The 26,712-nt window shown below is 64.5% G+C and carries 21 protein-coding genes; 6 read left to right on the plus strand and 15 right to left on the minus strand.

Annotated features, from left to right (window positions below):
• Positions 1-7: 7 nt before the first annotated feature.
• From DVO78_RS09210 to DVO78_RS09235, 6 genes are all read right to left on the minus strand, one after another.
• Positions 8-1,285, minus strand: a complete 1,278-nt coding sequence (locus DVO78_RS09210) for an FAD-dependent oxidoreductase (RefSeq protein WP_120004526.1) — start codon at positions 1,283-1,285, stop codon at positions 8-10.
• 156 nt (positions 1,286-1,441) lie between these two features.
• Positions 1,442-2,629, minus strand: a complete 1,188-nt coding sequence (locus tag DVO78_RS09215) for an alpha-hydroxy acid oxidase (protein ID WP_238385231.1) — start codon at positions 2,627-2,629, stop codon at positions 1,442-1,444.
• Between the two features lie 142 nt (positions 2,630-2,771).
• Entirely contained in the window at positions 2,772-4,244 is a 1,473-nt protein-coding gene (locus tag DVO78_RS09220) for a rhamnulokinase (protein WP_120004528.1), read from the minus strand.
• A 9-nt stretch (positions 4,245-4,253) separates the two neighbouring features.
• The gene (locus tag DVO78_RS09225) at positions 4,254-6,290 is read right to left on the minus strand and encodes a bifunctional aldolase/short-chain dehydrogenase (protein ID WP_120004529.1); all 2,037 of its coding nucleotides are present in this window, start codon (positions 6,288-6,290) and stop codon (positions 4,254-4,256) included.
• Between the two features lie 96 nt (positions 6,291-6,386).
• Complete coding sequence (gene rhaI, locus DVO78_RS09230) at positions 6,387-7,547, minus strand: L-rhamnose isomerase (protein ID WP_120004530.1); 1,161 nt, start codon at positions 7,545-7,547, stop codon at positions 6,387-6,389.
• 9 nt (positions 7,548-7,556) lie between these two features.
• A complete protein-coding gene (locus DVO78_RS09235) occupies positions 7,557-7,904 on the minus strand; it encodes an L-rhamnose mutarotase (protein WP_120004531.1) in 348 nt (115 codons plus the stop codon).
• A gap of 224 nt (positions 7,905-8,128) precedes the next feature.
• Here DVO78_RS09235 and DVO78_RS09240 point away from each other — a divergent pair, with 224 nt between their 5' ends.
• A complete protein-coding gene (locus DVO78_RS09240) occupies positions 8,129-8,551 on the plus strand; it encodes a hypothetical protein (protein ID WP_120004532.1) in 423 nt (140 codons plus the stop codon).
• On the opposite strand, the gene DVO78_RS09245 is transcribed toward DVO78_RS09240, so the two are convergent.
• Positions 8,548-9,567 carry a LacI family DNA-binding transcriptional regulator gene (locus DVO78_RS09245; protein WP_120004533.1) on the minus strand — a complete coding sequence of 340 codons (1,020 nt, stop codon included), beginning with the start codon at positions 9,565-9,567 and terminating at the stop codon, positions 8,548-8,550. The genes DVO78_RS09240 and DVO78_RS09245 overlap by 4 nt on opposite strands.
• A gap of 107 nt (positions 9,568-9,674) precedes the next feature.
• Here DVO78_RS09245 and DVO78_RS09250 point away from each other — a divergent pair, with 107 nt between their 5' ends.
• The 5 genes from DVO78_RS09250 to DVO78_RS09270 all read left to right on the plus strand — a co-directional run bounded on the left by DVO78_RS09250 (position 9,675) and on the right by DVO78_RS09270 (position 15,226).
• A complete protein-coding gene (locus DVO78_RS09250) occupies positions 9,675-10,805 on the plus strand; it encodes an L-talarate/galactarate dehydratase (protein WP_120004534.1) in 1,131 nt (376 codons plus the stop codon).
• Entirely contained in the window at positions 10,802-11,509 is a 708-nt protein-coding gene (locus tag DVO78_RS09255) for a FadR/GntR family transcriptional regulator (protein WP_238385226.1), read from the plus strand. Before DVO78_RS09250 ends, DVO78_RS09255 begins: the two co-directional genes overlap by 4 nt.
• A 78-nt stretch (positions 11,510-11,587) precedes the next feature.
• Positions 11,588-12,490, plus strand: a complete 903-nt coding sequence (locus DVO78_RS09260; protein WP_120004535.1) for a LysR family transcriptional regulator — start codon at positions 11,588-11,590, stop codon at positions 12,488-12,490.
• A 126-nt stretch (positions 12,491-12,616) separates the two neighbouring features.
• Positions 12,617-13,570 carry a 5-dehydro-4-deoxyglucarate dehydratase gene (gene kdgD, locus DVO78_RS09265; RefSeq protein ID WP_120004536.1) on the plus strand — a complete coding sequence of 318 codons (954 nt, stop codon included), beginning with the start codon at positions 12,617-12,619 and terminating at the stop codon, positions 13,568-13,570.
• A 39-nt stretch (positions 13,571-13,609) separates the two neighbouring features.
• The gene (locus tag DVO78_RS09270) at positions 13,610-15,226 is read left to right on the plus strand and encodes an aldehyde dehydrogenase (NADP(+)) (RefSeq protein ID WP_238385227.1); all 1,617 of its coding nucleotides are present in this window, start codon (positions 13,610-13,612) and stop codon (positions 15,224-15,226) included.
• Between the two features lie 56 nt (positions 15,227-15,282).
• On the opposite strand, the gene DVO78_RS09275 is transcribed toward DVO78_RS09270, so the two are convergent.
• The 8 genes from DVO78_RS09275 to DVO78_RS09310 all read right to left on the minus strand — a co-directional run bounded on the left by DVO78_RS09275 (position 15,283) and on the right by DVO78_RS09310 (position 26,685).
• On the minus strand, positions 15,283-17,313 hold the full coding sequence (locus DVO78_RS09275; RefSeq protein ID WP_120004537.1) for a beta-galactosidase: 2,031 nt from the start codon (positions 17,311-17,313) through the stop codon (positions 15,283-15,285).
• Complete coding sequence (locus DVO78_RS09280) at positions 17,313-18,596, minus strand: ABC transporter substrate-binding protein (protein WP_120004538.1); 1,284 nt, start codon at positions 18,594-18,596, stop codon at positions 17,313-17,315. The genes DVO78_RS09275 and DVO78_RS09280 overlap by 1 nt, the downstream gene beginning before the upstream one ends.
• Positions 18,597-18,733: 137 nt before the next feature.
• Positions 18,734-18,994 carry a hypothetical protein gene (locus tag DVO78_RS09285; protein ID WP_120004539.1) on the minus strand — a complete coding sequence of 87 codons (261 nt, stop codon included), beginning with the start codon at positions 18,992-18,994 and terminating at the stop codon, positions 18,734-18,736.
• Positions 18,995-19,096: 102 nt separating this feature from the next.
• Positions 19,097-20,287, minus strand: coding sequence for a galactokinase (gene galK, locus DVO78_RS09290; protein ID WP_120004540.1), 1,191 nt, complete (start codon positions 20,285-20,287; stop codon positions 19,097-19,099).
• Positions 20,287-21,390, minus strand: coding sequence for a galactose-1-phosphate uridylyltransferase (gene galT / locus DVO78_RS09295; protein WP_120004541.1), 1,104 nt, complete (start codon positions 21,388-21,390; stop codon positions 20,287-20,289). The genes galK and galT overlap by 1 nt, the downstream gene beginning before the upstream one ends.
• Positions 21,387-22,253: a DeoR/GlpR family DNA-binding transcription regulator gene (locus DVO78_RS09300; RefSeq protein ID WP_202912142.1), complete on the minus strand. Its 867-nt coding sequence runs from the start codon at positions 22,251-22,253 to the stop codon at positions 21,387-21,389. The genes galT and DVO78_RS09300 overlap by 4 nt, the downstream gene beginning before the upstream one ends.
• Positions 22,254-22,449: 196 nt before the next feature.
• The gene (locus tag DVO78_RS09305) at positions 22,450-23,748 is read right to left on the minus strand and encodes an ABC transporter substrate-binding protein (RefSeq protein WP_202912143.1); all 1,299 of its coding nucleotides are present in this window, start codon (positions 23,746-23,748) and stop codon (positions 22,450-22,452) included.
• Positions 23,749-23,979: 231 nt separating this feature from the next.
• Positions 23,980-26,685 carry a glycosyl hydrolase gene (locus DVO78_RS09310; protein WP_120004543.1) on the minus strand — a complete coding sequence of 902 codons (2,706 nt, stop codon included), beginning with the start codon at positions 26,683-26,685 and terminating at the stop codon, positions 23,980-23,982.
• Positions 26,686-26,712: the final 27 nt, after the last annotated feature.

Genomic DNA, 26,712 nt, shown 5'->3' on the forward strand with positions numbered 1-26,712 from the left:
GCGTGATCTAAGGCGTTGTTTCGCGCCCGGGATTCATCGCAGCCAGGTGGGCGGCATCGTCGTCGGCAATCCGGTTGCCGCGGAGCAGGGCCGCGGTGAGCCGAGCCGCCAGCGGGGCCAGCAGGATCCCGTGCCGGTGGAAGCCGGTAGAGACCACGACGGCGCCGTCGTCAGTCAGCGGCCCCAGGTACGGACGGTCATCCGGGGTGCCCGGCCGGGCGCGGGTGGTGATCTGCGCCAGCTCCATCTCCCGCACCGCTGGCAGCACCGCAACAGCGTCCTCCAGCAGCTGGGCCACACTTCCAGCGTGGGTCCCGGCCAGCCCGTCCTCACGCGAGGAGGCCCCCACCACGAGCCCGCGCGGCTCCAACGGGTCATCTGGCGCACGCGGAACCATATACACCGAGCGGCCGGCCACCCTGGCCCGGATGGTTGCGGCAATGATGTGCTTATCCCCCGGGCCCAGCTGCGCGCCACGTACTCGCAGACGGATCACATCACCGTACACCGGGCGCAGCGGCAGCCGGTGACGCTGAGGAAGCCCCGTGATCTGGCCGTATCCGAGCCCGGGAACCACCACGGCCCGGTCGAAGACCCCCGCGGCGGCGTGCTCTGAAGCGGCTGCAGGAGCGCCGTTGTCCCGAGAACCGGCGCGGCGCGGTGGTGCGCATTCGAGGCGGACGCCGCCTCCGCTGTCCTGTTCCACATGGGTGACCCGGGCGGCCACCCACTGCGCCGCCGGCCCAGCCCCGGGAAAGTGGCCGGCATCCAGCCGGGCGTTCAAGGCTTCGGTGACGCAGCGGACCAGCTGCCGGGGATTGACCTGGTGGTCACCCGGGATCTCCCAGGCCTTGGCCAGACCGGGGCTCAACGCGGGTTCTCTTCGGCGCATCACAGCGCTGGTCAGCGGGTTGACTCTCATTCCGTGGCTCTGCTGCACCGCAACCAGGTCAGCGACCGCCGCCCGGTCCCCGGGGTCAACGGCAATCTGCAGGGTCCCGTTCTCCCGGTAGCCAGCAGGTTCACTGGTGGCTCGCTCCAGCTGCGCAATCATCTCCGGATACTGCGCACCGGCGGCAGTCATCAGCTCCCAGAGCTGCTGCTGGCCGTACTGGACCTCACTGATGGGGGCCAGCATTCCCGCAGCCGCATACGAAGCATCCCCGCCGGGGGCGGGATCGAAGATGGTCACCGCATGCCCACCCAGCCGCAGCTGCCATGCGGTGAGAAGCCCGACGACGCCGCCTCCGACCACTGCGGTTCTCGGCTCAGCTGATTGCCCCATAGCTCTCAGCCTACGTGGGCACCGGCAGGCCGCCAGCGCCTACCTCCCCGGACGTGCCAGTGCCCGTCATGGAGAACTGGCCACCTTTGACAAAGGAGCAGCGTCCACTGCCTCAGCAATGTCGCGGTCGTCGTCCGCGCCAAGGATGTCTGAACGCTACCGGCGCGGCACCAGCCGCTGCAGCTGGGTCACGTGCTTGGGCTCCAGCTCGTCCAGGGTGCTGACTTCCAACAGCTTCATGGTCCGTACGAGCTGGTCGGTGAGGATCTGGATCATCCGGTCCACACCGGGCCGCCCGCCGGCCATCAGTCCATACAGATAGGCCCGCCCCACGAAGGTGAACTTCGCCCCCAGAGCGATGGAGGAGACAATGTCAGCACCGTTCATAATGCCGGTGTCCACCGTGACCTCCAGGTCATCACCGACTTCGCGGACCACCTCCGGCAGCAGGTGGAACGGCACCGGGGCGCGGTCCAGCTGGCGGCCGCCGTGATTGGACAGCACAATGCCGTCGACCCCGAGACCGGCCAGCTTCGTGGCATCCTCCACCGTCTGGACGCCCTTGACCACCAGTTTGCCGTCAAACAGCTCACGGATGGTCTTGAGATCCTCGAAATTGATCGAGGGGTCCATCGCGTTGTCCAGCAGCTCACCGACAGTGCCCCCGGTGGAGCTCAGGGAGGCGAACTCCAGCGGCGGGGTGGTCAGGAAGTCATACCACCACCAGGGGCGCGGGACCGCGTTGGCGATGGTTCTCACCGTCAGCGCCGGCGGGATGGAGAACCCGTTGCGCTTATCCCGCAGCCGCGCGCCGGCCACCGGGGTGTCCACGGTGAACAGCAGCGTGTCGAACCCTGCTGCTGCGGCGCGCTCGGTCAGATCGTAAGAGATCTGCCGGTCCTTCATCACATAGAGCTGGAAGAAGTTCCGACCGTGCGGATTCGCCGCCCTGACATCCTCGATGCTGGTGGTGCCTAAGGTAGAGAGGCTGAACGGGATCCCGGCCGCAGCTGCCGCGGTGGCCCCGGCGACCTCGCCCTCGGTCTGCATCAACCGGGTGAACCCCGTCGGAGCAATACCGAAGGGCAGTGCCGAGGGCCCGCCGAAGATCTCGCAACTGGTGTCCACCTCCGAGACATCGCGCAGGATGGCCGGGTGGAACTCGACATCCTTGAACGCCTGCCGGGCACGGGCCAGAGACAGCTCACCCTCAGCGGCACCCTCGGTGTAGTCGAAGGCGGCCCTCGGGGTCCTGCGCTTGGCGATCCTCCGCAGGTCCTCAATGGTCAGCGCCGCGGCAAGCCGCCTGCGCGAGGCGCTGAGGTCGATCTTCTTGAACTGCATCAACGGCGCCAGATCCGCAGGCTTGGGCACCCGCCGCTGCACCCGCCGTCGTGCCGGGTTCTCCGCGTTCTGAGAACTCACGCTGTGCTGACCGGGACGGTTAAACATGGACTCTCCTCATGACGATGACACGGGCGTCACATCAGTAGCGGTCGGGGCCCGACCGTGGACGGTAGGTGATCAAGTTGTGGGTCCGGGCGATGAGACTGCGCACCTCCGCAAGCTCACCGGTCAGTGTTCCGGCGGTGCGGGCCTGGATGAGGAGGTTGCCGATGGCGGTGGCCTCCACGGGACCCGCAATCACAGGGTACCCCGAACGGTCAGCGGTCGCCTGGCAGAGCAGGGCGTTGAGGCTTCCTCCGCCGACCATATGCACCACCTCGATGCTGCGCCCGGCGAGCCGGGAGGCATCAGCGAGCGCACGGGCGAATCTCTGGGCGATGGACTCCACGATGCTGCGGACCATCTCCGGCTTGGTCTGAGGCGCCGGCTGATCCTGTTCGCCGCACAGCTCGGCGATGCGTTGGGGCATATCGCCTGGAGGTATGAACCGGGGGTCCTGGACGTCGAAGACGGCCACGCGTGACTCCGGGAGGTCTGCGGCGGCCTCCAGAAGTGCGGACAGGCTGTCCTCCTCGCCGGAACGACGGCGCCAGGTCGCCAGGGTTTCGGAGAGCAGCCAGGTGCCCATCACATTGGTCAAGAACCGGGTGCGGCCGTCCACCCCGCCTTCGTTGGTGAAGTTGGCCTCACGGGAGGCTTCGGTGACCACCGGGGCCTCGAGCTCCAGGCCGACCAGTCCCCAGGTGCCGCAGGAGATATAGGCGGCGTTGGGGCTGGACAGCGGGGTCCCGACCACCGCAGAGGCGGTGTCATGGGAGCCGACCAGGGTCACCGGCAGCGCCTCGGCGCCGAGGATGCCGGCGAGCTCTGGACGGGTGGTGCCCAAGGAGGTGCCGGGCGCGGCCACCGGGGCGAAGAGGTCCGGGGACAGGCCCAGGGTGCGCATCAGTTCGGTGTCCCATCCCTTGCTGCGCACCTCCAGCAGCCCGGTGGTGGAGGCGTTGGTCTGCTCAGCGAGCATCTCCCCGGTGAGCCAGTAGCCGAGCATGTCCGGGATGAGCAGCAGCTTGTCCGCAGTGCCGAGCAGGTCTTCGGCGGCAAGCTGGTAGAGGGTGTTGAACGGCAGGTGCTGCAGGCCGTTGCGCCGGTAGAGGTCGCTGAACGGTATCTGCCGGTGTGTGCGGTCCACTCCCCGGGCGGTGCGCTGATCCCGGTAGTGGTAGGGGGTGCCCAGCAGGCTCATCCGGGTGGGCTCTGCGCCGGTGAGCAGCCCGTAGTCCACCGCCCAGGAGTCAATGCCGACGGAGGTGAGCCCGCCGTCGTCGTGGCTTTCCCGGACAGCTTCGGCGAGGCCGTTCAGCGTGTGCTGGTAGAGGCCGATGATGTCCCAGTGCAGCCCGTCAGGCAGGTTGACCGCAGTGTTGGGGAAGCGAGCGGCCTGGGTGAGCTCCAGGGTGTCGGGGCCGATGCGGCCGAGCATGACCCGGCCTGAGGAGGCGCCGAGGTCCACGGCCGCGTGGGTGGTGACGGTAGGGGGCGTCGTCGTGCTCATCCCAGCCTTTCAGCGCAGGAAGGCGGCGGCGACGCCGGCGTCGACCGGCACGTGCAGCCCGGTGGTGTGGGAGAGGTCGGAGCTGAGCAGGGCGAAGGCGGCATTGGCCACATTCTCCGGAAGCACCTCGCGCTTGAGGATGGTGCGCTGGGCGTAGAAGGCGCCCAGGTCCTTCTCCTCGATGCCGTAGGTCTTGGCGCGGTTGGCGCCCCAGCCGGAGGCGAAGATGCCGGAACCGGCGACGACGCCGTCGGGGTTGATGCCGTTGACCCGGATCTGGTGCTCACCGAGTTCGGCGGCCAGCAGCCGCACCTGGTGGGCCTGGTCGGCTTTGGTGGCGGAGTAGGCGATGTTGTTGGGGCCGGCGAAGACGCTGTTCTTGGAGGAGATGTAGATGATGTCCCCGCCCAGGTCCTGGTCGATGAGCACTGCGGCGGCTGCTTTGGAGACCAGAAAGGAGCCCTTGGCCATCACGTTGTGCTGCAGGTCCCAGTCTTTCTCGGTGGTCTCCAGCAGGGACTTCGAGAGACTCAGGCCCGCGTTGTTGACCACGATGTCGAGTCCGCCGAAGGCCAGCAAGGTGTCGTTGATCGCCTGCTGGACAGCGCTTTCGTCGGAGACATCCACGGCCACCCCGACGGCTTTGTCCGGTCCGCCGATCTCTGCGGCGGCCTGGCGGGCCTTCTCCAGGCTGAGATCGGCGATGGCGACCACGGCGCCCTCGGCGGCCAGTCGCTTGGCGATGGCTTTGCCGATGCCGGAGGCTGCTCCGGTGACCAGCGCGATGCGGGTGGCCAGCTCCTTCGGCTGGGGCATCCGGGCCAGTTTGGCCTCCTCCAGGGCCCAGTACTCGATGCGGAACTTCTCGCGCTCATCGATGGGGGTGTAGGTGGAGAGTCCCTCTGCTCCGCGCATCACGTTGATGGCGTTAAGGTAGAACTCTCCGGCCACCCGTGCGGTCTGCTTGTCCTTGCCGAAGCTGAACATGCCCACCCCGGGCACCAGCACAATGGCCGGGTCGGCGCCGCGGATGGCCGGGGAGTCGGTCTCAGCATGCCGGTCGTAGTAGGCCTGGTAGTCCTTCCGGTAGGTCTCATGCAGCTCTTTGAGCCTGCTGATGGAGTCCTCCACGGAGGCCTCGGCGGGCAGGTCGAGCACCAGGGGCTTGACCTTGGTGCGTAGGAAGTGGTCGGGGCAGGAGGTGCCCAGTTCGGCCAGCCGGGGGTGTTCGGCATGGGCGAGGAAGTCCAGGACGGCGGCGTCGTCGTTGTAGTGACCCACCTGGGGCTTATCGGAGCTGGCGATGGCGCGGATAGTCGGGATCAGCGCGGCGGCCTTGGCGCGCCGCTCCGGTTCGGGGAGCGGGCCGTAGCCCTCCAGCGCCGCGCCGAAGGGCTCGGGCGTGGAATGCTCGGCGATGTAGTGGGCGGCCGTGTCGATGATCCACAGCGAGTTCTGCTCGGACTCCTCCGAAGTGTCTCCCCAGGCGGTGATGCCGTGGCCGCCGAGGATGCAGCCGATGGCTTGGGGGTTCTGCTCCTTGATCTCGGCGATGTCCAGGCCGAGCTGGAAGCCTGGCCGGCGCCAGGGAACCCAGACCACCTTCTCGCCGAAGATCTTCTGGGTCAGCTCCGGGCCGTCGGCCGCACAGGCGATGGCAATCCCGGAATCCGGATGCAGGTGGTCCACATGGGCGGCGTCGACCAGTCCGTGCATGGCGGTGTCGATGCTGGGGGCTGCCCCGCCTTTGCCGTGGGCGCAGTAGTCGAAGGCGGCGACCATCTCGTCCTCGCGCTCCACCCCGGGGTAGGTGCCGGCCATCGCGCGCATGCGGTCCAGGCGGAGGGTGGCCAGGCCGGACTCTTTGAGAGTGCCGAGGTCACCGCCGGAGCCCTTGACCCAGAGCAGCTCGACGTCCTCCCCGGTGACCGGATCGCGCTCAGTGCCCTTGGCGGAGGTGTTGCCCCCGGCGTAGTTGGTGTTCTTCGGATCTGCGCCGAGCCGGTTGGACCGGTCGATGAGTGCTTCGACTGTTGGATGCGTCATCTTTTCTCTCCTACCGCGAACGATTGAGCTGAGTGGGGCGAAAGCCTGCTTCCGCACCCGAGACGATTGAGTGGAGGGCGAATCTGCGCAGCAGACTCACCAGCTCATTTGGGTTCCACCGACGCGGTCGGCTTCGATCTTTTCCTGGTATCCGGACGCTGCGTAGGCGGCCATGGGGTCGCCGGGCAGCCCGCGTGACTCACGCCATGAAGCCAAATCTGCGCGGACATCGGTATAGAAGGCGTCCATGAAGACCTGGTGGGCCCCAAGGACGTCACCGGCCTGTTGCGCAGCCGCGAGCTCCTCCCGGTCCACCAGCAGGGCCCGGGCGGTCATCTCCTGGACGTTGAGCACACTGCGGATCTGGCCGGGGATCTTCTTCTCGATGTTGTGGCACTGATCCAGCATGAAGGCCACCTCTGAGTCCGGCCCGTAACCGCCGCCGCGGATGACCTCGAAAAGGATGCGGAACAGCTGGAAGGGATCTGCCGAACCGACGATGAGATCGTCGTCGGCGTAGTTGCGGGAATTGAAGTCGAAGGATCCGAGCTTGCCCAGGCGCAGCAGCTGGGCGACGATGAATTCCACATTGGTGCTGGGCGCGTGGTGCCCGGTGTCCAAGCATACCGTGGCGTTGGCCCCCAGGGCCTGCACGTGTGCCAGGGCGGTGCCCCAATCCGGCACATCGGTGTGGTAGAACGCCGGTTCGAAGATCTTGTACTCCAGCACCAGGCGCTGCTGGTCACCTATGGCCTGGTAGATGGTGGCCAGGGACTCGGCCAAGCGGTCCTGCCGGGCCCGGATGTCTGCCTGACCCGGGTAGTTGGAGCCATCGGCCAGCCAGATCTTGAGGTCCCTGGAGCCGGTGACGCCCATGATCTCGATGCACTGCAGATGGTGGTCGATGGCCTTCTGACGCACGGCGGGGTCGTGGTGGGTGAGTCCGCCGAGCTTGTAGTCCTCGTCCTGGAAGGTGTTGGAGTTGATGGTCCCGATCTCGATGCCCTGATCGGTGGCGTAGCGGGTCAGTCCGCCGAAGTCCTCCACCATGTCCCAGGGAATGTGCAGCGCCACCGTCGGAGCCAGCCTGGTGAACCGGTGGACAGTGGCAGCGTCGTCGATCTTCTCCTCCACGCTGCGGGGCGTCCCAGGCGAGCCGAAGACCTTGAACCGGGTGCCGGAGTTCCCGTAGGCCCAGGAGGGAACTTCGATGGCCTGGTGCTCCAGGTCTGGAGCGATCTCTGCGAACGTTGTCATATATCCTCTTCAGTTCCCTTCCAGGGCTGCCAGTTGATCCTCAAGGTGGAAGACTTCCTCCAGCTCCCCGAAGCCGGTGTCCGGGCGGGCGCCGTCGAGCTCCACGAAATACTCGGCCATCTCTGCCTGCCAGCGGGCGTTGACCTCTTCACGCTCCATCGCCGCCTGCGCGGCCTCCAGCGACTCGGTCTCCAGGTAGCCGATGAGCAGTCCATCGTGACCCAGGAAGAGCGAATAGTTGTTCCAGCCCGCACGCTTCAGCGCCCGGAGCATATCCGGCCACACGCTGCGGTGCCGCTGCTTGTACTCCTCCAGCCGGTCAGGCTTGACCTGCAGCTGGAAGCAGACTCGTCGCATGGTGACACCCCTAAAACTCTTCGTATTCTGGTGGCAACTTCTCACGGCCATCACGTACTCTCGTGCACTGCTCAGTGAATGAGGTACTACGACGAAGACCAGCTAGCTTTGAAACGATTCAATATATCCATCTCACAGTATGATGCACCTCACAGGGCTGTCAACACTGCTCCCATTCCGCTAGACACCGCACGGAACGTGCTCAGTATGAGAGTGTGATTCCTATGACCGAGACACCTCCGCCTCCTGGGTTCGGCCGCCGCACTACCTACTGCCTCTTGGCAGGCATGGTGTTGGGCCTGGGCTTCGCTGCAGTGGCGCTTGTGCTGAACCTTTATGACCTGAACGTCGGGGCTCAACCGAGGATGGCTGAACTGGTCCTGCCCCTGCTAGGCGAAAGCACCGCAGCAGGATTGATCGGTGGTCTCATGGCCGCGGCCTCCCGGTGGCTCTGGGCCACTGGAGTCACCGGCACCGCCGTCACAGCTGGGGTTGGAGCGTGCGGCATCGGGGCCATCATCACCTTTGGACTCTTGGCAGCCACTCTCACACCGGTGGCACAGGTGCTATGGATTTTGCTTCTGGGTCCAGTCATCGGTGCAGCGAGCATGGGTGCTGACCGCCACCTCGCGCTGCATCAGGCCTAGGCCGAATCCGAGAGGCCAAGTGTGGACTGGCGAGCCACCAGCTCCGGGGTGAATACAGGATGCTGGACCGGCGCATCGGGGCGCTCCAGCGCGCTCAGGAGCAACCGTGCAGCACTGCGACCCATCTCCTCCGCGGGCTGGCTGATAGAGCTGATGGGCACTGTCGCCGATCCGGCGAACTCAATATCGTCGTAGCCGATCAGCGCCATGTCTTCAGGCACCGCCATTCCAGCTCTGACCAGTTCCTGGAGGACACCGAGGGCCACAAGGTCATTGGCTGCGAAGACAGCGTCGGGCCGAGACTCTGGCGGCCGCGCCAAAAACTCACGCGCTGCTACCCGCCCGGCCTCGGCGTCCATCCCACCGGTGCCGACATATTCCACTGTGACGCCGTCGCGCTCATCACGGATGCTCCGGGCACCAGCCAGCCGGTCAGCCACCTGGCGGATCGACGCCGGCCCTCCCACCACGGCGATATGCCTTCGCCCCAAGGACACCAAATGCTCCGCTGCGGCCCGACCGCCATGGTGGTCATTGGCAGAGACAGAGGAGAACTCCTTGGCACCAGCTTTGCGGTCCACGATCACCACAGCAGTACCACGCTGTTTGATCCGTCGCAGCTTGGAGAGGATGTTTCCCACCGGAGTAACCAGGATGCCGGCCACCCGCTGCTCTTCGAAGAGGCTGAGATACTTGAGTTCTTGAGGCTCCTGCTGCGCAGAGTTCCCCAGCAGTAGCGGACGGTTATTCTCCGCCAGGTCCAGCTCTGCGCCACGGGCCACCCCGGCGAAGAACGGATTGCCCACATCCAAGAGGATCATTCCCACGGCGCGGTTGCCGCGCTGCCTCAGCTGCCGCGCTGCGTCGTTACGCACATAACCGAGCTCGTCGATCGCCGTGCGCACTCGTTCCCGAGTCAGCGGAGACACCTTTTCCGGGTGGTTCAGCGCATTAGAGACGGTAGCCGGGGAGACGCCGGCGCGCTTCGCCACATCCCTCACCTGCGCAATCGCCATGAACAAGAGAATACATCCGAAAGCAGGCCGCCCCCTGGCTCGAGAAGGATCATGCGATACCAAAAGAGCACTTATTCTACAAGCAGTCAACCTGTACGATAACCTTCATGACTCGCCACTCTGACGCCATTCGCCAGGTACGCCTCTCCACTGCTACTCTCCCCCTGACCACCGCCATTTCCGATGCGAAGGTCTTCACCGGCCGCCAGAAGCCCATGACCGAAGTCGTCTTTCTCTTTGCAGAGATCACCACTATGCAAGGCCACGAGGGGCTGGGGTTCTCCTACTCCAAGCGCGCCGGAGGACCGGCCCAGTACGCTCACGCCAAAGAGGTGGGCGAAGGTCTCCTCCTTGAGGACCCCAGTGATATCGGCAAGATCTACGATAAGCTTCTATGGGCAGGTGCTTCTGTGGGGCGTTCGGGTGTGGCCACCCAAGCACTGGCCGCCATCGACGTGGCCCTGTGGGACCTTAAGGCCAAGCGGGCAGGCTTGCCGCTAGCCAAACTGCTGGGTGCACACCGGAACTCCGTACGCACCTATAACACCTCCGGCGGGTTTCTTCACGCCTCTATCGACGAGGTCAAAGACCGCGCCACCGAGTCCCTGGCCGCTGGCATCGAAGGCATCAAGATCAAGGTCGGCCTGCCGGACTCGGCGGAGGATCTCCGCCGGGTGCGGGCCATGCGGGAGCATCTGGGGCCGGAGGTTCCGCTGATGGTGGACGCCAACCAGCAATGGGACCGCGCCACCGGACTGCGCATGGGCCGGGCTCTGGAGGAGTTCGAGCTGACCTGGATCGAGGAGCCGCTGGACGCCTACGACGCCGAGGGTCACGCAGCCTTGGCCGCCACGCTGGATACGCCTATCGCCACTGGTGAGATGCTGGCCTCAGTGGCAGAGCACGAACGCCTGATCGCCACGCGTGCTTGTGACATCATCCAGCCCGATGCGCCACGGGTCGGCGGCATCACCCAGTTCCTCCGGCTTGCGACATTGGCTCACACCGCTGGACTGGACGTGGCGCCGCACTTCGCCATGGAGATTCACCTTCACCTCACCGCCGCCTACCCGCGCGAACCCTGGGTGGAGCACTTCGACTGGCTGGATCCGCTCTTCAATGAACGGCTCGAGATCGCTGATGGCCGCATGCACCTCTCTGACCGGCCGGGTCTAGGGATTTCCCTCAGTGAGCAGGCGCGCACCTGGACCACCGACTCCATAGAGTTGACGGGGTGAGAACACCGCGCCGCAGCGACGCCCTGGCAGAGCACCTCCGTGAGAAGATCGCCTCCGCGCGCATTCCGGCAGGAGAGAAGCTGCCCAGTGAATCAGCGCTCATGGCCGAGCACCGCGTCAGCCGGACGGTAGTGCGCGAGGCCCTGGGCAGGCTCCACGCCGAGGGTCTCATCAGCACGCGCCGGGGCCTGGGCAGCTTCGCCCTCACTCCTCCCAGGACGACGGCGCCGCGGGGAGCCCGGCCGATACGCACTCTAAATGACCGACTGGATCTTCTGCAGTACCGCCTCGCGCTAGAACCGGAGGCAGCGGCTCTGGCCGCACTGGCTGTGAGCTCCGGTGCGGTCACAACCCAGCAGCAGGCGGCATTGGAAGCCGAATGTGAAGCCTTCTCCGCAGCCGTCACGAACCCGGCATCTGCTATGCGCCACGATTTCGCCTTTCACCGCAGTGTCGCCGCAGCCTGCGGCAACACCTATCTGCTCGACGCAGTGGAGACCCTGGGCCCGGTCATGATCGCCATGCCCAGCCCCCGCCTCCGCACAGACAACAGTGACGCGGCCGCGCGGCACCATGAGATGGCCACACAGGAGCACCGCGACATCCTCTCAGCGGTCACCGAAGCAGACTCCGCCGGGGCTGCTGCCGCCGCCCGAGTCCACCTCACCAACTCTCGGCGTCGAATGCTCTCCGATCACCTCTAAATCATGTGATGAGAGACACTCCAAGCTAGGATGCATAAAAACCCGCCCTTTGCCCCTCACTGATGCCCGGAGTGCATGATGTTTACCCTGGACCAGATTCGCAGTTTCATTGCCGTGGCCGAGGAGCTCCATTTCGGGCGCGCCGCGCAGCGGCTGAATATGACGCAGCCACCCCTGAGCCGCCAGATACAGAAACTAGAGAAAGCCGTGGGCGTAAGGCTCTTCGAACGGGACAACCGGAAGGTCGTCCTGACCATCGCCGGCACCGCCTTCCTCGAAGACGCTCGCAGCCTCCTGGGCTCAGCGGAACAGGCCCCCATCACTGCTCGTCGCGTGGCGAGGGGGCAGGCAGGCCTGCTGCGCATCGGATTCACCGCAGCCTCGGGATTCAGCATTCTGGGTCAGTTACTGGCGGTGGTGGAAGACGCTTTGCCTGACGTCGACATCGACCTACGGGAAATGGTCACTCGCGAGCAGCTGGCTGCACTCAGCGCCGGGGAACTCGACATTGCCCTGGCGCGCCCTCCGGTGGATCATAAGCACTTCTCCTCGCGGCTGCTGCAGACTGAAGCCCTGCGCCTGGTGGCTCCGGAGAGGCACCCCTTGACCGAACTCGAGCGGCCCATCGAGGGCAAGGATCTTTCCGGCATGCCGCTGATCATGTACTCCCCGCTGAGCGCACGCTACTTTTATGACCTGGCGATCCGTCATGCACCCATCCAACACGGCAACGTGGCTCATACCGTCAGCCAGATCGTCACCACGGTGTCCCTGGTGGCCGCCGGCCGTGGCGTTGCCTTTGTCCCCGAATCAGCTTCCCGGCTGGGCATCGAAGGGGTCCGTCACCTCCAGCTGCCAGCATCCGCGGACCACGCTGTGGAACTCCACGCGATCTGGCGCCGGGGGCAGCGGAATCCCGCGGTGCACGTATTACTCGATGCCGTCGCCAAGAACTCCACATTCGATGCACCAAAAGCATAAATGAATCCAAAGAATGGCTTGGACAGGCATCATTCGTCCCCTTTAGAGTGATGACGACCACGCGCGGCAGCGCGGAGACCCTCGCTGTGAACCGCAGTGATCAGACCCCATAGTCAGGATGCCCCGGTGCCTCAGTACACGCCTCAAGAACTTGCCACCCATCTGAAGGATGGTCTGCTCTCCTTTCCCGTGACTGCCTTCACTGCAGACCTACGCGTGGACGAACAGGCTTACCGAGAGCATCTGCACTGGCAGGCCCGTCAGGGCGCAGCCGGTCTGTTCGCTGCCGGTGGTACCGGCGAGGGTTTCAGCTTGAGCCCGGAGGAGAATACCCAGGTCATCACCATGGCAGTGCAGGAGGCCAGCGGTGTGATTCCCGTCCTAGGCTCAGCCGGAGGATCCACCCATCAGGCCGTGCAGAACGCCAAGGCCGCAGAGGCCGCCGGCTGCGAGGGCTTGCTGCTGCTGCCGCCCTACCTCACCGAATGTGACCAAACGGGACTGATGGCACATGTGGACGCCGTCTGCTCAGCCACCAGCATCGGTGTCATCGTCTACAACCGGGGTAACGCCATCTACTCTGCGGAGACGGTAGCCCGGCTGGCTGAGAAGCATCCGAACTTCATCGGGTTCAAAGACGCCACCGGAGACATCGAAGCGGTGACCCGTGTTGTGGCCACCGCGGGGGATCGGCTGTTCTACTTGGGTGGGCTGCCCACTGCGGAGACCTTCGCCCTACCTATGCTGCAGCTGGGCATGAGCACCTATTCCTCGGCGATGTACAACTTCGTTCCGGAGTTCGCCCTGGAGTTCTACGCGGATGTGCGCCGCCTGGACCGCACCGCGGTCACAGAGAAGCTCAACCGGTTCGTCCTGCCCTACCTGGAGATCAGGGATAGAGTGAAAGGCTACGGCGTCTCGATCGTCAAGGGCGGGCTGAAAGCCGTAGGCCGTGACGCGGGCCCTGTGCGCCCGCCCCTACAGGATCTTACCGCTGTAGACATCCAGGATCTCAGCGCTCTGATCGACGCGGCCGGCATCCGTCCGCGCGCAGAGTCCGCCGCACCCGCCGCCGTCTGAATCTCTGAGCAGGCACCGACTATCACCAAGGAGCCGAACATGACCCCGCAGACCTCTACAGCACTGCACCTTTCAGGGCATTCGATCATTGCCGGAGAGCAGGTCACCGGTACAGGCCGGACCGTCAACGGATGGAATCCTGCTAGCGACGAACCACTGGAGCCTGCCTATACCTTGATCGATGAGGCGCAGCTGAAACAGGCCACCACAGCTGCCGCAGAGGCCGCGGCCTCCTTCGCCGCTCTGGACCCACAGACCCATGCGGCGCTTCTGGAGTCGATCGCGGAGAATATAGAGGCTGCCGGTGAAGAGCTCAGCAACCGTGTCCAGGCTGAGACCGGCCTCCCGGAGGCACGTGTGACCATGGAGCGGGGCCGTACCGCCAACCAGCTGAGGCTCTTCGCCTCCGTGGTCCGGGCCGGTGACCACCGGGGTGTGCGCATCGACCCGGCTCAGCCGGACCGCAAGCCCATGCCGCGCCCGGATGTGCGCCAACGAAAGATTCCCGTGGGTCCGGTAGCCGTCTTTGGCGCCTCCAACTTTCCGCTGGCATTCTCTGTCGCTGGTGGGGATACCGCCTCTGCCCTCGCAGCCGGCTGTCCGGTGGTCTTCAAGGCCCACAACGCTCATCCCGGCACCTCGGAGATCGTGGGGAAAGCCATCACCAATGCTGTGGGTCAGGTCGGCCTGCACCCTGGAGTGTTCAGCCTGATCTACGGGCCCGGCGCTTCCATCGGCCAGGCGCTGGCCACTGACCCAGCCATCAAGGCTGTCGGATTCACCGGCTCCCGCATGGCGGGCACCTCCCTGATGGTCGCCGCAGCAGCGCGCACCGCCCCGATCCCGGTCTATGCGGAGATGAGCTCGATCAACCCGGTGTTCCTCCTGGACGGAGCCCTGGATATCGATGAGAGCGGGCTCTCCGACCTCGCCGCAGCCTACGTGGCCTCAGTCACCGGATCCTCCGGCCAACTGTGCACAGCGCCGGGCCTGGCCTTCGTGCCCCGCGGCGCCCAGGGTGACGAGTTCCTCGCGAAGGTGTCCGAGACGGTCTCTGCCACCATTGGGCAGACCATGCTGACCCGGTCCATCGCCGATTCCTGGAATGCCGGAGTGGAGCAGTTGTCCGCTCAGACTGGCGTGGAAGTGGTAGGACGCGGTGCACCAGGCAGCACCCGCAATGCTCCTGCCCCTGTCATCCTGCAGGCGGAGCTGCATCATTTCACCGGCAACCCGGTACTCCATGAAGAGGTCTTCGGCGCGGCGTCGCTGGTGATTCGCTACGAATCCCTCAGCGACCTGACCGAAGCTGTCTCCCACCTGGAGGGCCAGCTGACGGCGACCATCCATTGCACGCCGGAGGACCACAGCAAAGCTGCAGCCCTGATTCCCCAATTAGAGGAAAAAGTGGGGCGCATTCTCTTCAATGGCTGGCCCACCGGCGTGGAGGTCAACCACGCCATGGTTCACGGCGGGCCATTCCCGGCCACCTCAGACGTCCGCACCACCAGCGTCGGCGCCCTGGCGATAGAGCGCTTCCTCCGCCCGGTGGCATACCAGAATGCGCCTGAAGGCCTTCTTCCCCAGGCTCTGCAGCCGGAGAACCCATGGCAGCTGAACCGACGCGTGAACGGGGTTCTGGACTCTCAAGGCTGACGCCCCGGCCGTTCTGTCGCGGGCAATGAAACGCCGGTGTGGGTGTCTGACACGCCTTAGGCGTGTTCGCGCACCACGGCCACCTCGCCCGCCGCAAGGGTCAGCTGGCCGGTCACAGCGCGATCGCTCAACAGCTCCCGCCCAGAAGCCTCCACCTCCACCTCAGCCTCAGTGTGGTTCAGCACGAATAGGAAGGTCACCTCCGAACCCGTTGAGCTGGCCCCGCGGCGCCGCACCACCTCCACGCCCCGTGGCGCTGAGGGCAGTTCGGCGCTGATACCCGCCTCAAGAAGAAGCTTCTCCATGAGTGAGGAGGTCGCGGCATCGTCGAGCTGAGTGCCGACGTACCAGCCGGCTCCGCGCCCCACAGTGCGGCGGGTAACCGCCGGGCTTCCGGTCAGCGGACCTTCGGCATAGCTGGTGACAACCTGCGCAGCCTCACCCTCCCCTGAATCTGGCACCTGGGTCTTCTCGCTCCAGCACCGAGCCACGCTGCCGTCGTCGAGCCTGCACTCCTCCCCGCGCTGCAGAGGCCAGAACTCCTCGCTGCGCACCCCCAGCAACTGCGTGAAAGCACCGGGGTACCCACCGAGCCGCACCTGATCATCTACGTCCACGATGCCGCTGAAATAGCTCACTAGCACCGAGGCGCCCTGTTCGGCAACAGCGTGGATGGCTGCGGCATCGTGATCGGTCACCATATAAAGGCACGGCACGACCACGGCGCGGTACCCGCTGAGGACGGTGCCGGGGTGTACGACGTCGACCGTGACTCCAGCCTTCCACAACGCTCGGTACCAACGCATCACCTCATCGGGATAAGACAGCTCATTGACCGGGTGAGAATCCAGTTCGGCGGCCCACCACGCCTGGTAGTCGAACAGCAACGCCACCGGCGAGCTCACCCTGCTGCCACGCACCGGGGCGAGCTGCTGCAGCATTTCACCGAGCCGGACCGTGGTGCGCCACACCTCGGAGTCGGTGCCTGCGTGGGGCACCATGGCCGAGTGGTACTTCTCGGCCCCCGCCTGGGCTTGCCGCCACTGGAAAAACATGACGGCGTCGGCGCCGCGAGCCACATGGGCCAGGGAGTCGCGAATCATCTCCGCAGGACTCTTGGACCGGTTGCGCAACTGCCAATTCACCGCGGAGGTGGAGTGCTCCATCAGCATCCAGGGCTCCCCTGCGGCAACACCTCTAGTCAGGTCAGCGCTGAAGGACAGCTCTATATGGCGCAGCGGATCATCGGCGATCGTGTAGTGGTCTGTGGCGATGACATCCATCTCCGGGGCCCAAGCGAAGTAGTCCATGTTCTTGGACCGAGTGGTACACATCAAGTTAGTGGTGACCGGAACATCCGGTGTGATCTCCCGGAGGGTCGCTTTTATCTCCAGGAAATAGGAGAGCAACTCGTCCGAGGAGTACCGGTGGAAGTCCAGCTGCTGGGTCGGGTTGACGAACATCGGTGCCGCGCGCGGGGGCAGGATCTGTTCGAAGCTGCTGTAACGCTGGGACCAAAAGGCCGTTCCCCACGCCCGGTTGAGTTCCTCCACGGATCCGTACCGTTTCTCCAGCCAGCGCCGGAAGGCACGCGCGGCGTCGTCGCTGAAGTCGTGGCTATTGTGGCAGCCGATCTCGTTGTCCACATGCCACAGCGCCAGTGCCGAGTGACCGGCATACCGTTCAGCCACCGCCTGTGTCATTCTCAGCGCATAGTCCCTGAACACCCGGGAGGAGACCGAGTATGCCTGCCGCGACCCCGGCCACAGTGTGGTCCCCTCGGCTGTCTGAGGGAGGATCTCGGGATGCTTGTGCGTGAGCCAGGGCGGGGGCGAGGCAGTCGCTGTGGCCAGGGCGACCTGAACCTGATGGGCATGGAGGCGGTCCATGGTCTGGTCCAACCAGGACCAGTCATATTCCCCCTCCCGGGGTTCGAGCATGGCCCAGGAGAAGATTCCCACGCTGACCAGGTTCACCCCGGCCTCGCGCATCAGACGCGCGTCTTCTTCGCGTGTGGCCTGTGGCCACTGTTCGGGGTTGTAGTCCCCGCCGTATGCGAGACCGGGAACCTGGTGGGGCCACTGCATCAGGGCGCCTCGAGCTCCTGCTCCATCTCTGCGACCATGCGTTCTGCCGCCTCTGCTGGGCTGAGGTCACCGAAGAATACCTGCAACTCGTAGCGCTGGAGAATCTCTTGCATCGCGGAGAAGCCCATGGCGGGCACCGGCTCAATGGGCTGGGCTGCGATCTCCGGTTCGATCTCTTCGATGAATTCTGAGGCTGTCAGGTCCGGACCTTCCAGCTGGTCGAACACGGCGTCGCGCACCTCGGGGTTGGAGGGCAGTCCGCGGTCAGTACCGTTGAGCAGCCCCGTCTCCTCTGAGTTGACCATGAAATCGATGAACTGCTGGGCCTCTTCGGGGTGTTCGGTCTGCGAGCTGACCGACAACAACATGGTGGATTTGTACCACATGCCGTTCTCCTCGGCGCTGCCTGAATGAGATGGCATACGAAGCGGAACGGTCTCAGTTCCCGATGCCCCGGAGATCGCCGGCAGCTGGTTGGTCCACCACATGCCCATGGCGACCTCGTTAGAACCGGTCATCGATTCATCCGGACCCGGCGTCTGATCCTCGGCAATCACCGACGCGGACGGGTATCCGCCTGATTCCATCAGGTGATATAGATGCTCGAGGTATTCCTCGGCGTCACGGACCTCAAAACCCAGTTCGCTGTCCTGGGTGGTGAGGTGCTTGCCTTGCTGACGCAGCCAAATCTGTAGATCGGCCGGGGCGGCGGGTCCGGTCGCGCCATAAACCCCCTCCACATCGTCACTGATCTGAGTAGTGATCTCCCGGTAGTCCTCCCAGGTCCAGGTGGTGTCGTCGGGCAGTTCGAGGCCGGCTTCTTCGAAAATGTCCGGGTTGGCCATCATCACCATCGCGTTGACACCGGTGGTGATGCCCACCAGTCCCTCATTCTCGGTGCGGCCATTCTCCACTGACTCCTCGTCCAGAGCTGAGACATCGACGTCGGTGAGTTCCAGCAGCGCCCCGCGCTGAGAATATTCGCGGAGATAATTGTCATCCATCTGAATGATGTCCGGCGGGGTGCCGCCGGCGGTCTGGGTGGCCAGCTGGTCCCAGTAACTGTCCCAGTCGCTGTAGGAGGGCTCGATGGTGATGCCGGGGTTCTCCTCCTCGAAGAGCTCGATGATCTCCTCTGTGGCCTGATGCCGAGTGTCGGAGCCCCACCAGGTGAAGCTCAGCGTCACCTGGCCATCGTCGGCATCTGCTCCTCCACAGGCGGACAGTGCCAAAGCGCCGACACAGGTGAATGCCACCATCGAGATAAATCGTTTCAATTTCATGCCTAAACGGTAAGCGCATTCCGGCACACGTGTCAAGAATCACACCTACTGACATTCGGCGGGGGCATTGCAGAGCTCGCACAGGCCCAGATCACCGGCAACACAGTCACACAGGGCTCGCACTGCGGTAAATCAGCTCAGACGTAGCCGTCCAGATCACTGGCGTTATCGCTGCGGCGCTGAGCCTTCTTCACACTGCGCATGGTTGTGCGGCTCATCGCGGGCTGGAAATCCTGCGGCACCGCGGGACGCTTCCGACGCTCCTCGCGGTTACGCAACCACTTACCCATCACATATGCCACTCCAGCGAGCACGGCCAGGCTCAGGACCCACATCACTCCCACCAACACCATACTGACGGCATCAGCGACCATCCCATCGGCTGCCCCAAAGGTCATCTTTTCCTCAATCCTCCTGCGTCCCCTTCACCGGGCTGACAGCTTCCCACTGCTGCGAACCTCGATGAGGCATTCGCCATCTCGCCCGCCACTGCCATGATCTCACCTGACTCTACATGCCCCCTGAGCCGGCACTGCGGTGAACGCAGATGGTCGCCGGAACCCCGCCTCCGCAAAGGCTCGCCCAAGCTCCTGAGCTAGACGCTCTGCCTCTGGCTCAGGAACCAGCCCGATCACACACCCTCCGAATCCTGCACCGGTGATGCGAGCGCCATAGGCTCCGCCATCGGCCAGGACCTGCTGGGCAAGTTCGGTCTCCTCCACAGTCACCTCGTAGTCCTCGCGTAGTGAAGCATGAGAAGCGTTCATGTGTTCTCCCACAGAGCGCAGATTCCCCCGGGCCAGCGCCTCAGCGACGGCGACCACCCGTTGGTTCTCCGTTGCGACGTGCCGGGCACGACGGCGCAGCACCACGTCATCCAGCGAGCCCAGCAGCTCAGGAAGCCGGGGGCCGGCATCCTGAAGCTCACGAAGACTGCTTACTCCCAGCGCGTGGGCGGCGGCTTTACACTGCTGCCGGCGTGCGGCATATTCACCGTCTACTAGGCGGTGAGGAGCCTGGGTGTCAACCACCAGAATCGCCGCGTCTTGAGCACGGAAGGGCACCAAGGTGGCCCGGCGTGCACGCACATCGAACTGCACCACATGGTTCTTCTTCCCCAGCATGGACACCATCTGGTCCATCACGCCGCAGGGCATTCCCACATAGGCGTTCTCAGCATGCTGAGCGATCTCCGCCAGCTCCAGCGGGTCCACAGCATGGCCGAAGAGCTCGGTCAACGCCACCGCCACCGCGCACTCAAGCGCAGCGGAGGAGGATAGCCCCGCGCCTTGGGGCACCGTGCTCTCCAGCACTAGATCGGCTCCGCCGACCGAATATCCGGCCTGACCCAAGGACCACACCACGGCAGCGGGATAGGCCGCCCATCCGGTGACCGATCCCGGGGCCAGCCCCCTCAGCGGAACCTCCACAGTCTGTCCCAGATTCACCGAGTGCACCCGCACCCGGTCCGTTGTGGAGCTGGCGGCGGCCACCATGGCCGAATGCGGCAGGGCGAAGGGCATCACCAGACCGTCGTTGTAGTCGGTGTGCTCTCCGATGAGGTTCACCCGCCCCGGTGCTACCCAGATCCCCTGTGGTTGCCGGCCGAACCTCTGCACATAATCATCAGAGAGACTTTGGGCCCTTTTCTGCTCTACGTCTCCGGCTGCGGAGAGGTCTGGCGTGCGCATCAGGCCTCCCGCAGCCGCTGGGCCATCTGCTCCGGCGGGATGTCGTTGATGAACACACCCATGCCGGACTCCGAGCCGGCCAGGTATTTGAGCTTGTTCTCGGCCCTGCGGATGGAGAACAGCTGTAAGTGCAGCCGGAAATCGGTGCCCTCGGCGGAAGCCGGTGCCTGCTGCCAGCCGGAGATATAGGGAAGGTTCATGGCGAAGACCCGGTCCCCTTTGCCCAAAAGCTCCAAGTAGAGAGCAGCAAAGTCGCCGCGCTCGGCATCGGTGAGCTCCGGTAAGACTCGCACCCCGCGGTGCGGGTAGACACAGATTTCCACAGGCCAGCGCGCCCATTCTGGCACGAAAGCCGTCCAGTGCTCCGTGCTGGCAACGATGCGCTCCTGTGCTGCGCGTTCCGCCTCGAGAATGTCCTCGAACAGATCCGCCCCCTGCCGAGACCGGTAAGCGGCGGAGGAAGAGAGCATCCGGCTGGTCCGTGGAGTGACGAAGGGATAACCATAGATTTGGCCGTGGGGATGATGCAGCGTCACACCGATCTCTTCACCACGGTTCTCAAAGCAGTAGACCTGGTCGACATCCCCTGAGGCCATCAGCGCCTCAGTGCGGTCGGCCCAGGCATCGATCACCGTGCGCATCCTGCGAGGGGTCTGCTGCGCCAGGGAGCTGACATGATCTGCGGCGAAGCAGACCACCTCACACCGTCCAGCGCCCTCACGCCTAACGCCACCCATGCCGCCGGGTTCAGCACTGGTGAGCTGCACAATGTCCTCAGCCGGTTCGGGGAGACCGCCACCACCGGAAAAGGAGGGGAAGCGGTTCTCAAAGACCACCACGTCATAGTCTGGCTGCGGAATCTCAGTGGCACGGCCATCACTGGAGGGGCACAGCGGACACTTGTCAGCGCTCGGGAGGTGGGTGCGCTGCTGCCGGCCAGAGGCCACAGCTACCCATTCGCGCAGCAGCGGGTCGAAGCGCAGCTGCGTGTCTCCGGGCTGCCGCGCAATCTCCCGCTGATCACTTACCTGGCGCGTGCGTGGCTCGTCGTCGTAGAAGAATATCTCGCGACCATCAGCCAACTGCGCCCTGGTTCTGTTCACACTCTCTTCCTTTCGGAGGGCGGCTCGGTTGCCCTCCCGGACTGGTGGACTTCCCCGCCACTGTCAGTAGAGGCCTCAGCTACGGGTGGGCAGTCCACCATCTGCAGCCTTCCGACCCGGTCATTGAGTTCACGCTGGGCATGTGAGGGGAGTCCGCTGTCGATGATCAGAGCGTCGATCTCTTCCAGATCTGCGAACCCGACGACGCCGACCACCCCCCACTTGCTGCTGTCGGAGACCACGGCAGTCTTCTCTGCCACAGCCATCAGCGCCCGGTTGGTGGAAGCTTCCAGCACTTGAGGCGTGGTGCATCCGGCATGCTCGGAGATCCCGTGGGCGCCGATGAAGGCTATGTCGGTGTGCAGGTTCCGCAATGCGGCCTCGGCCACCGGGCCCACCAGCGCATCAGAGGGGGTACGGATGCCACCGGTGAGGATGACGGTACGGTCCGGTCGAGGGTGGCTTTGAAACTGATCGGAGACCCGCACCGAGTTGGTGACCACAGTCAACTGCGGTACCGACAGGAGCATCTCTGCCACAGCTGCGGCAGTGGTACCCCCAGATAGCCCGACGGACATCCGCGGCTGGACCATGACGGCTGCCGCCGTGGCCACCGCCAGCTTTTGGGCACGCATCTGCGCGAGTTTCGCGTCGAAACCCGGCTCCGCCGCACGGCGCCCGGCCGGGACGATCGCACCTCCATGGACCTTCACCGCCGTCCCCTCTGCGGCCAGGGCGTCCAGATCCCGGCGAATGGTCATATCGGAGACCCCGAAGAGGGCGACCAGGTCGGAGACGCTGGCAGCACCGTGAGCGCTAATGTGCTCAGTGATGCGCGCGCGGCGCTCGACGGCGATCATCATTTTTTTCACAGAATTCAACATATATCAACAAATACACACGCTAGCTAATTCTCATCATGCGTGTCCATCGAGCCGTATTGTGCGGCCATGCATACCGGCGCGTCCCGCAGCAGCACAAAGCGGGGCACCCCTGATCTCTCAGGTGACGCCCCGCTGATGCAGCCTGCGCTGTCAGACGCTCATGCACTGGAGGTAGCTATTGGATTTCGCTCTCCATTTCGCTGATCATACGCTCAGCGGCGTCCTCCGGAGTCTGGTTCTCGAAGAAGACGTCGATCTCATAGCGGTAGAGGATCTCCTGCAGAGCGGAGAAGCCCAGTGCTGGAACCGGCTCAGCAGCCTGTGCGCCGACCTCGGCCTCGATCTCGGCGATGAATTCCGCCACCCGCTCATCAGCCGGCTCCAGATCTGAGCTGATCGACTCACGGACGGAGTTGTTGCCGGGAAGGCCGCGGTCCATCTGGTTGATCTGGCCAGCCTCCTCGGAGTTGACGAACCAGTCGATGAAGGTCTGAACCTCTTCCGGATGGTCCGTTCCCGCTGAGGCGGAGAGCAGCATGGAGGATTTGTACCACATGCCGTTCTCCTCAGCGTTGCCGGAAACGCTGGGGAACCTCAGCAGCTCAAGCTCTTCGCCTGAGGCGGCGCTTAGGCCCGGCAGCTGGTTGGTCCACCACGGCGCGAGTGCCACCTGACCGGTACCCATCAGAGACTGGTCGGGACCTGCGCTCTGATTCTCAGAAATCTGCGAAGCAGTGGGCATGCCATCGCCCATCAGATCGAGGTAGTACTCGAAGTACTCCACGGCGTCGTCGACGTCAAAGCCGAGCTCACCCTCATCGGTGGTGAAGTGCTTGCCCTGCTGACGCAACCAGATCTGGAATCCGCCGGGCTCATTCGGATCATTGGTACCGAAGGCAGAATCGTGGTTTGCACTGATCTCGATGGTGAGCTCGGCGAACTCGTCCCAGGTCCAGGTGGTGTCGTCGGGCATCTCTACCCCGGCTTCATCGAAGATCGCGGGGTTTGCGACCAGTGCGAGGGCGTTGATCCCGGTCGTGACGCCGAACAAGCCCTCTTCGGTGCGGCCATTGTCCACCGAATCCTCGTCGAACTCGGAGACGTCAACGTCACTGAGTTCCAGCAGGGCTCCGCGATCGGCATATTCACGCAGGTACTTGTCATCCATCTGGATGATGTCAGGGGCACCGCCGCCGGCGGCCTGGGTCGCCAGCTGGTCCCAGTAACCGTCCCAGTCACCATATTCGGGGGAGACCGAAATGTTGGGGTGTTCTTCCTCGAAGGCATCGATGATCTCTTGGGTCGCCTGGTGGCGGGCGTCGGAGCCCCACCAGGAGAAGCGCAGGTCGACCTGGCTGTTGCCGTTCGCGTCGTCAGTCTCGGAGCCAGCATCTGCGCCACCGCCGCAGCTGGTCAGCAAGAGCGCTCCTGCCATCGTCGCGGCGGAGAGCGTCGTGAGTCGTTTGGCATTCATCAAGGGTCCTCTTCTTTGAGCGAGTGGTGCAAACCACATCAAGGGCGGGGGCGACCTGCTCCAAAAGTCAGCTGGTGTGACTCAGTTCACTCTGGAGCAATGACCCTGACTCTATTGAGCTAACTCAAGCCTGGTCAATGAAAAAACCGCCATTTCCCGGTGTCACTTCAACATGCGTTGATACCCTAGAGGCATTACCTATCCCTGAGCGATACCCAAATATGGGTCTGATCACCGATTCTCCTGCTCACCCCTGGTCATCCAGCGCAGCTGCGGAACTGCCAGCAATCCGGAGGCCACATCCGCCATCGCCAACTCCACGGCCTGAATCCCGAACCTGCGCCCGAAGGCCGCTTCGGCCTCAGCCACCATTTGTGGAATCCCTTGGTCCACCGCCAGTCGGTGACTGGTCACGTTCGCCACGGTAAGTCGCAGCACATGATCCCTTCCTTGGGCCACCCAGTCGGTGAGGTCGATCCGGTACGGGGTCTTCCACAGGAACCCGATCTGCTGACCGTCCACTTCCACACCTGCCACAGAACCCACCGGGGTGCGCACCGCGGCACTGAAGGATGCCTCCATGAGACCCACAGCCTGCGGGTCCTCCGGCTGATGCGGCTCCACGACCCCCAGGTCCAGCTCCACGGAGCGGGCCCCTGACGGCACACGGAAGGCAACCGTATAGACCGCTTCTCCGGAATAGTGACCTCGGCCCGGTTCGTTCTCCCACTGATGCGGCAGTGCCACTGGGCGCGGCGCGGATTCATCCGGGAATTGCACCGTCCAGCCTTCAAGCGCGTTCACCTCGGCATCGGAGGCGCTCCCGGCAGGCGCTTCGTAGCGGGCCGCAGCAGGTCGATCATCCTTGTCCCACCCCCGTGCGTGTGTGTCAGCGCGTTCCACCAGCACTGCGGCTTCATAGGCGTCCAAAGTCACGGTCATCTCGGGTCCGGTCACCGCGCCTAGCAACCTTCCGGACTCAGCGTCCCAGCGCTCCAGAACTACCGGGTGCATCCCGCCGGACCGTCCCGGAACCCCCAGCAGCACCTGAGTCGAAGCGTCCTGAGTGTTGGCTACAAAGTGAACACGCACCACGTCGTCCCCAGGGTCTTCCCTCACCTCTCGGGAGGTGACCGCCACGCCCTGATTCGGCCGTTGTTCGCCCGTGTGGGGATCGAAGGTAGTCAGCTGTATTCCGGCGTTGCCGGGAAGATGGCCGGTCACCGCCGTGGGATCATTCAGCGCACTGCCGATCTGCGCACTGGCTCCCAAGTCCAGTACCTCGCCGCCTGCATCGATCACCTCTACCAGCCACTCACGGGTACGTTGCGGCAGGTCCTGTGCCCATGGAATCACCACCACGGGAAACCGCCGTGGATCGAGTGCGCAGACGGCGTCGTCGTCGAAAAGGTCGAAGTCATAGCCGGCAGTCCGCACCGCACGGGGCAGCTCTTCACCGATGTACTGCTTGAACTCTTTGAACAGGTCATGGCGTCCGGCACCGACGAACCCTGCATACACATCTCGCGCCGGTACATAGATCCCCACCTGGGAGAGCCGGTGCCCCTGCCTCATGATCCAACAGAGCCGGTGCAGAGTGCCCCAGAGTGAGGGAGCCGCAGCCCACCACGCATTGCGGTCGTCCAGGGCCCCGGAGGCATAGAAGATCCGGCCCAGTTCGGTAGGGCTGCCCCCATCCTGCTCAACGGGCCGCGCCGAGGCCGGCCATCCGTGTCCTACGAAGTGGTTGACGCCCATCAGCAGGTGGTCATGCGCCTCACCCAGAATATCCAGGGGCGTGGCACGGAACGACGGCGAATGTACCCACGTCCAAGTCTCGGAGGAGACGACCTGCTCACCGTAGATCTGCGCGGCCGAACTGGCCCACCGGCAGGCCGTCACCGTATCCCACCCCCAGCCCTCCCCCTCGAACGCGTGTGCGTGCCGGTAGGAGCTGATAGTGGCCGGTGGCTCCCCATAGCCCTGTATGCGCAACCGCAGGCCTTTCGCACGGGCCCATTGCGCCACCACGGTAATGAAGTTTTCCTCCAGCAGTTCCGTCAGGGTGCGGTAGTAATCAGCCCTGACGCCGCTGCCGGCCGCATCGGCGCGGGTGAGCTTCCACAGCTGCGGAATGACGTCATAGCCCCGTCGCGCGGCGAACTCTTCGGCCATACCGGGGGTCCAGTCGGCGTCGTAGACCTCAAGGCTGTCGCAGAACACAGTGCCGATTCGGTCACCTCCTGCGGCTTCCACCAGAGGTTCGGCCACCGCAGCCAGGTGGGCCTCGGTGGCGGCGCGGCTAAAGTGATCCAGAACCCACCCCTCGGCTCCTGCTGCCGCTCTTTTCACGGTCTGTCCAGTGGGCCGGGAGACCGCAATGAGCATCAGCCGGGGTCCTCTGCCCTGTGGGATGAGGATGTGACGGACGCCATCGACGAATTCTGTCTGTAGCTCGCAGAACTCCTGGGGCACATCGGCGCGTGTGCCCTCACCGATGTATGCGGCGATGAACTCATCATACGGCCAAGCCTTCGGCAAGGGCATACGCTGTGGGCCGATCAGCACCTCCTCTGTTTCCCAGTGAATGCGGCGGGAGGCGGTAGTGGCGTCAATGTGTGGCCCGCCGTAGGGCCAGCCGGAGCCCAGGGTCACATCGAAGCGCAGATCACGGTCCTGGGCGGCTTGGGCGGCGAACCGGAGGTCGGCTAGGAAGGCGTCTGAGAGGAACCGGTCGCTGTCAGCGCTCATCGGATAGACAAAAGCGCATTCCACACCTCCAATACCGACCTGGACCATCCTGTCGAGGTCACGGACCAGGTCATCCCGGTGCACTTGCGGGCCGAACCACCACCAACGCATCAGCACCCGCGCCGAGGGGTCCGGGTGCTGGAAACCCGCGCGTAGCCGGTTGAGGATGCTTTCGGTCTTCGGCATCGGGGTCCTTCCGCTATCTCGTGTCAC

The organism is Nesterenkonia muleiensis (assembly GCF_003600155.1).
GTDB lineage: Bacteria > Actinomycetota > Actinomycetes > Actinomycetales > Micrococcaceae > Nesterenkonia > Nesterenkonia muleiensis.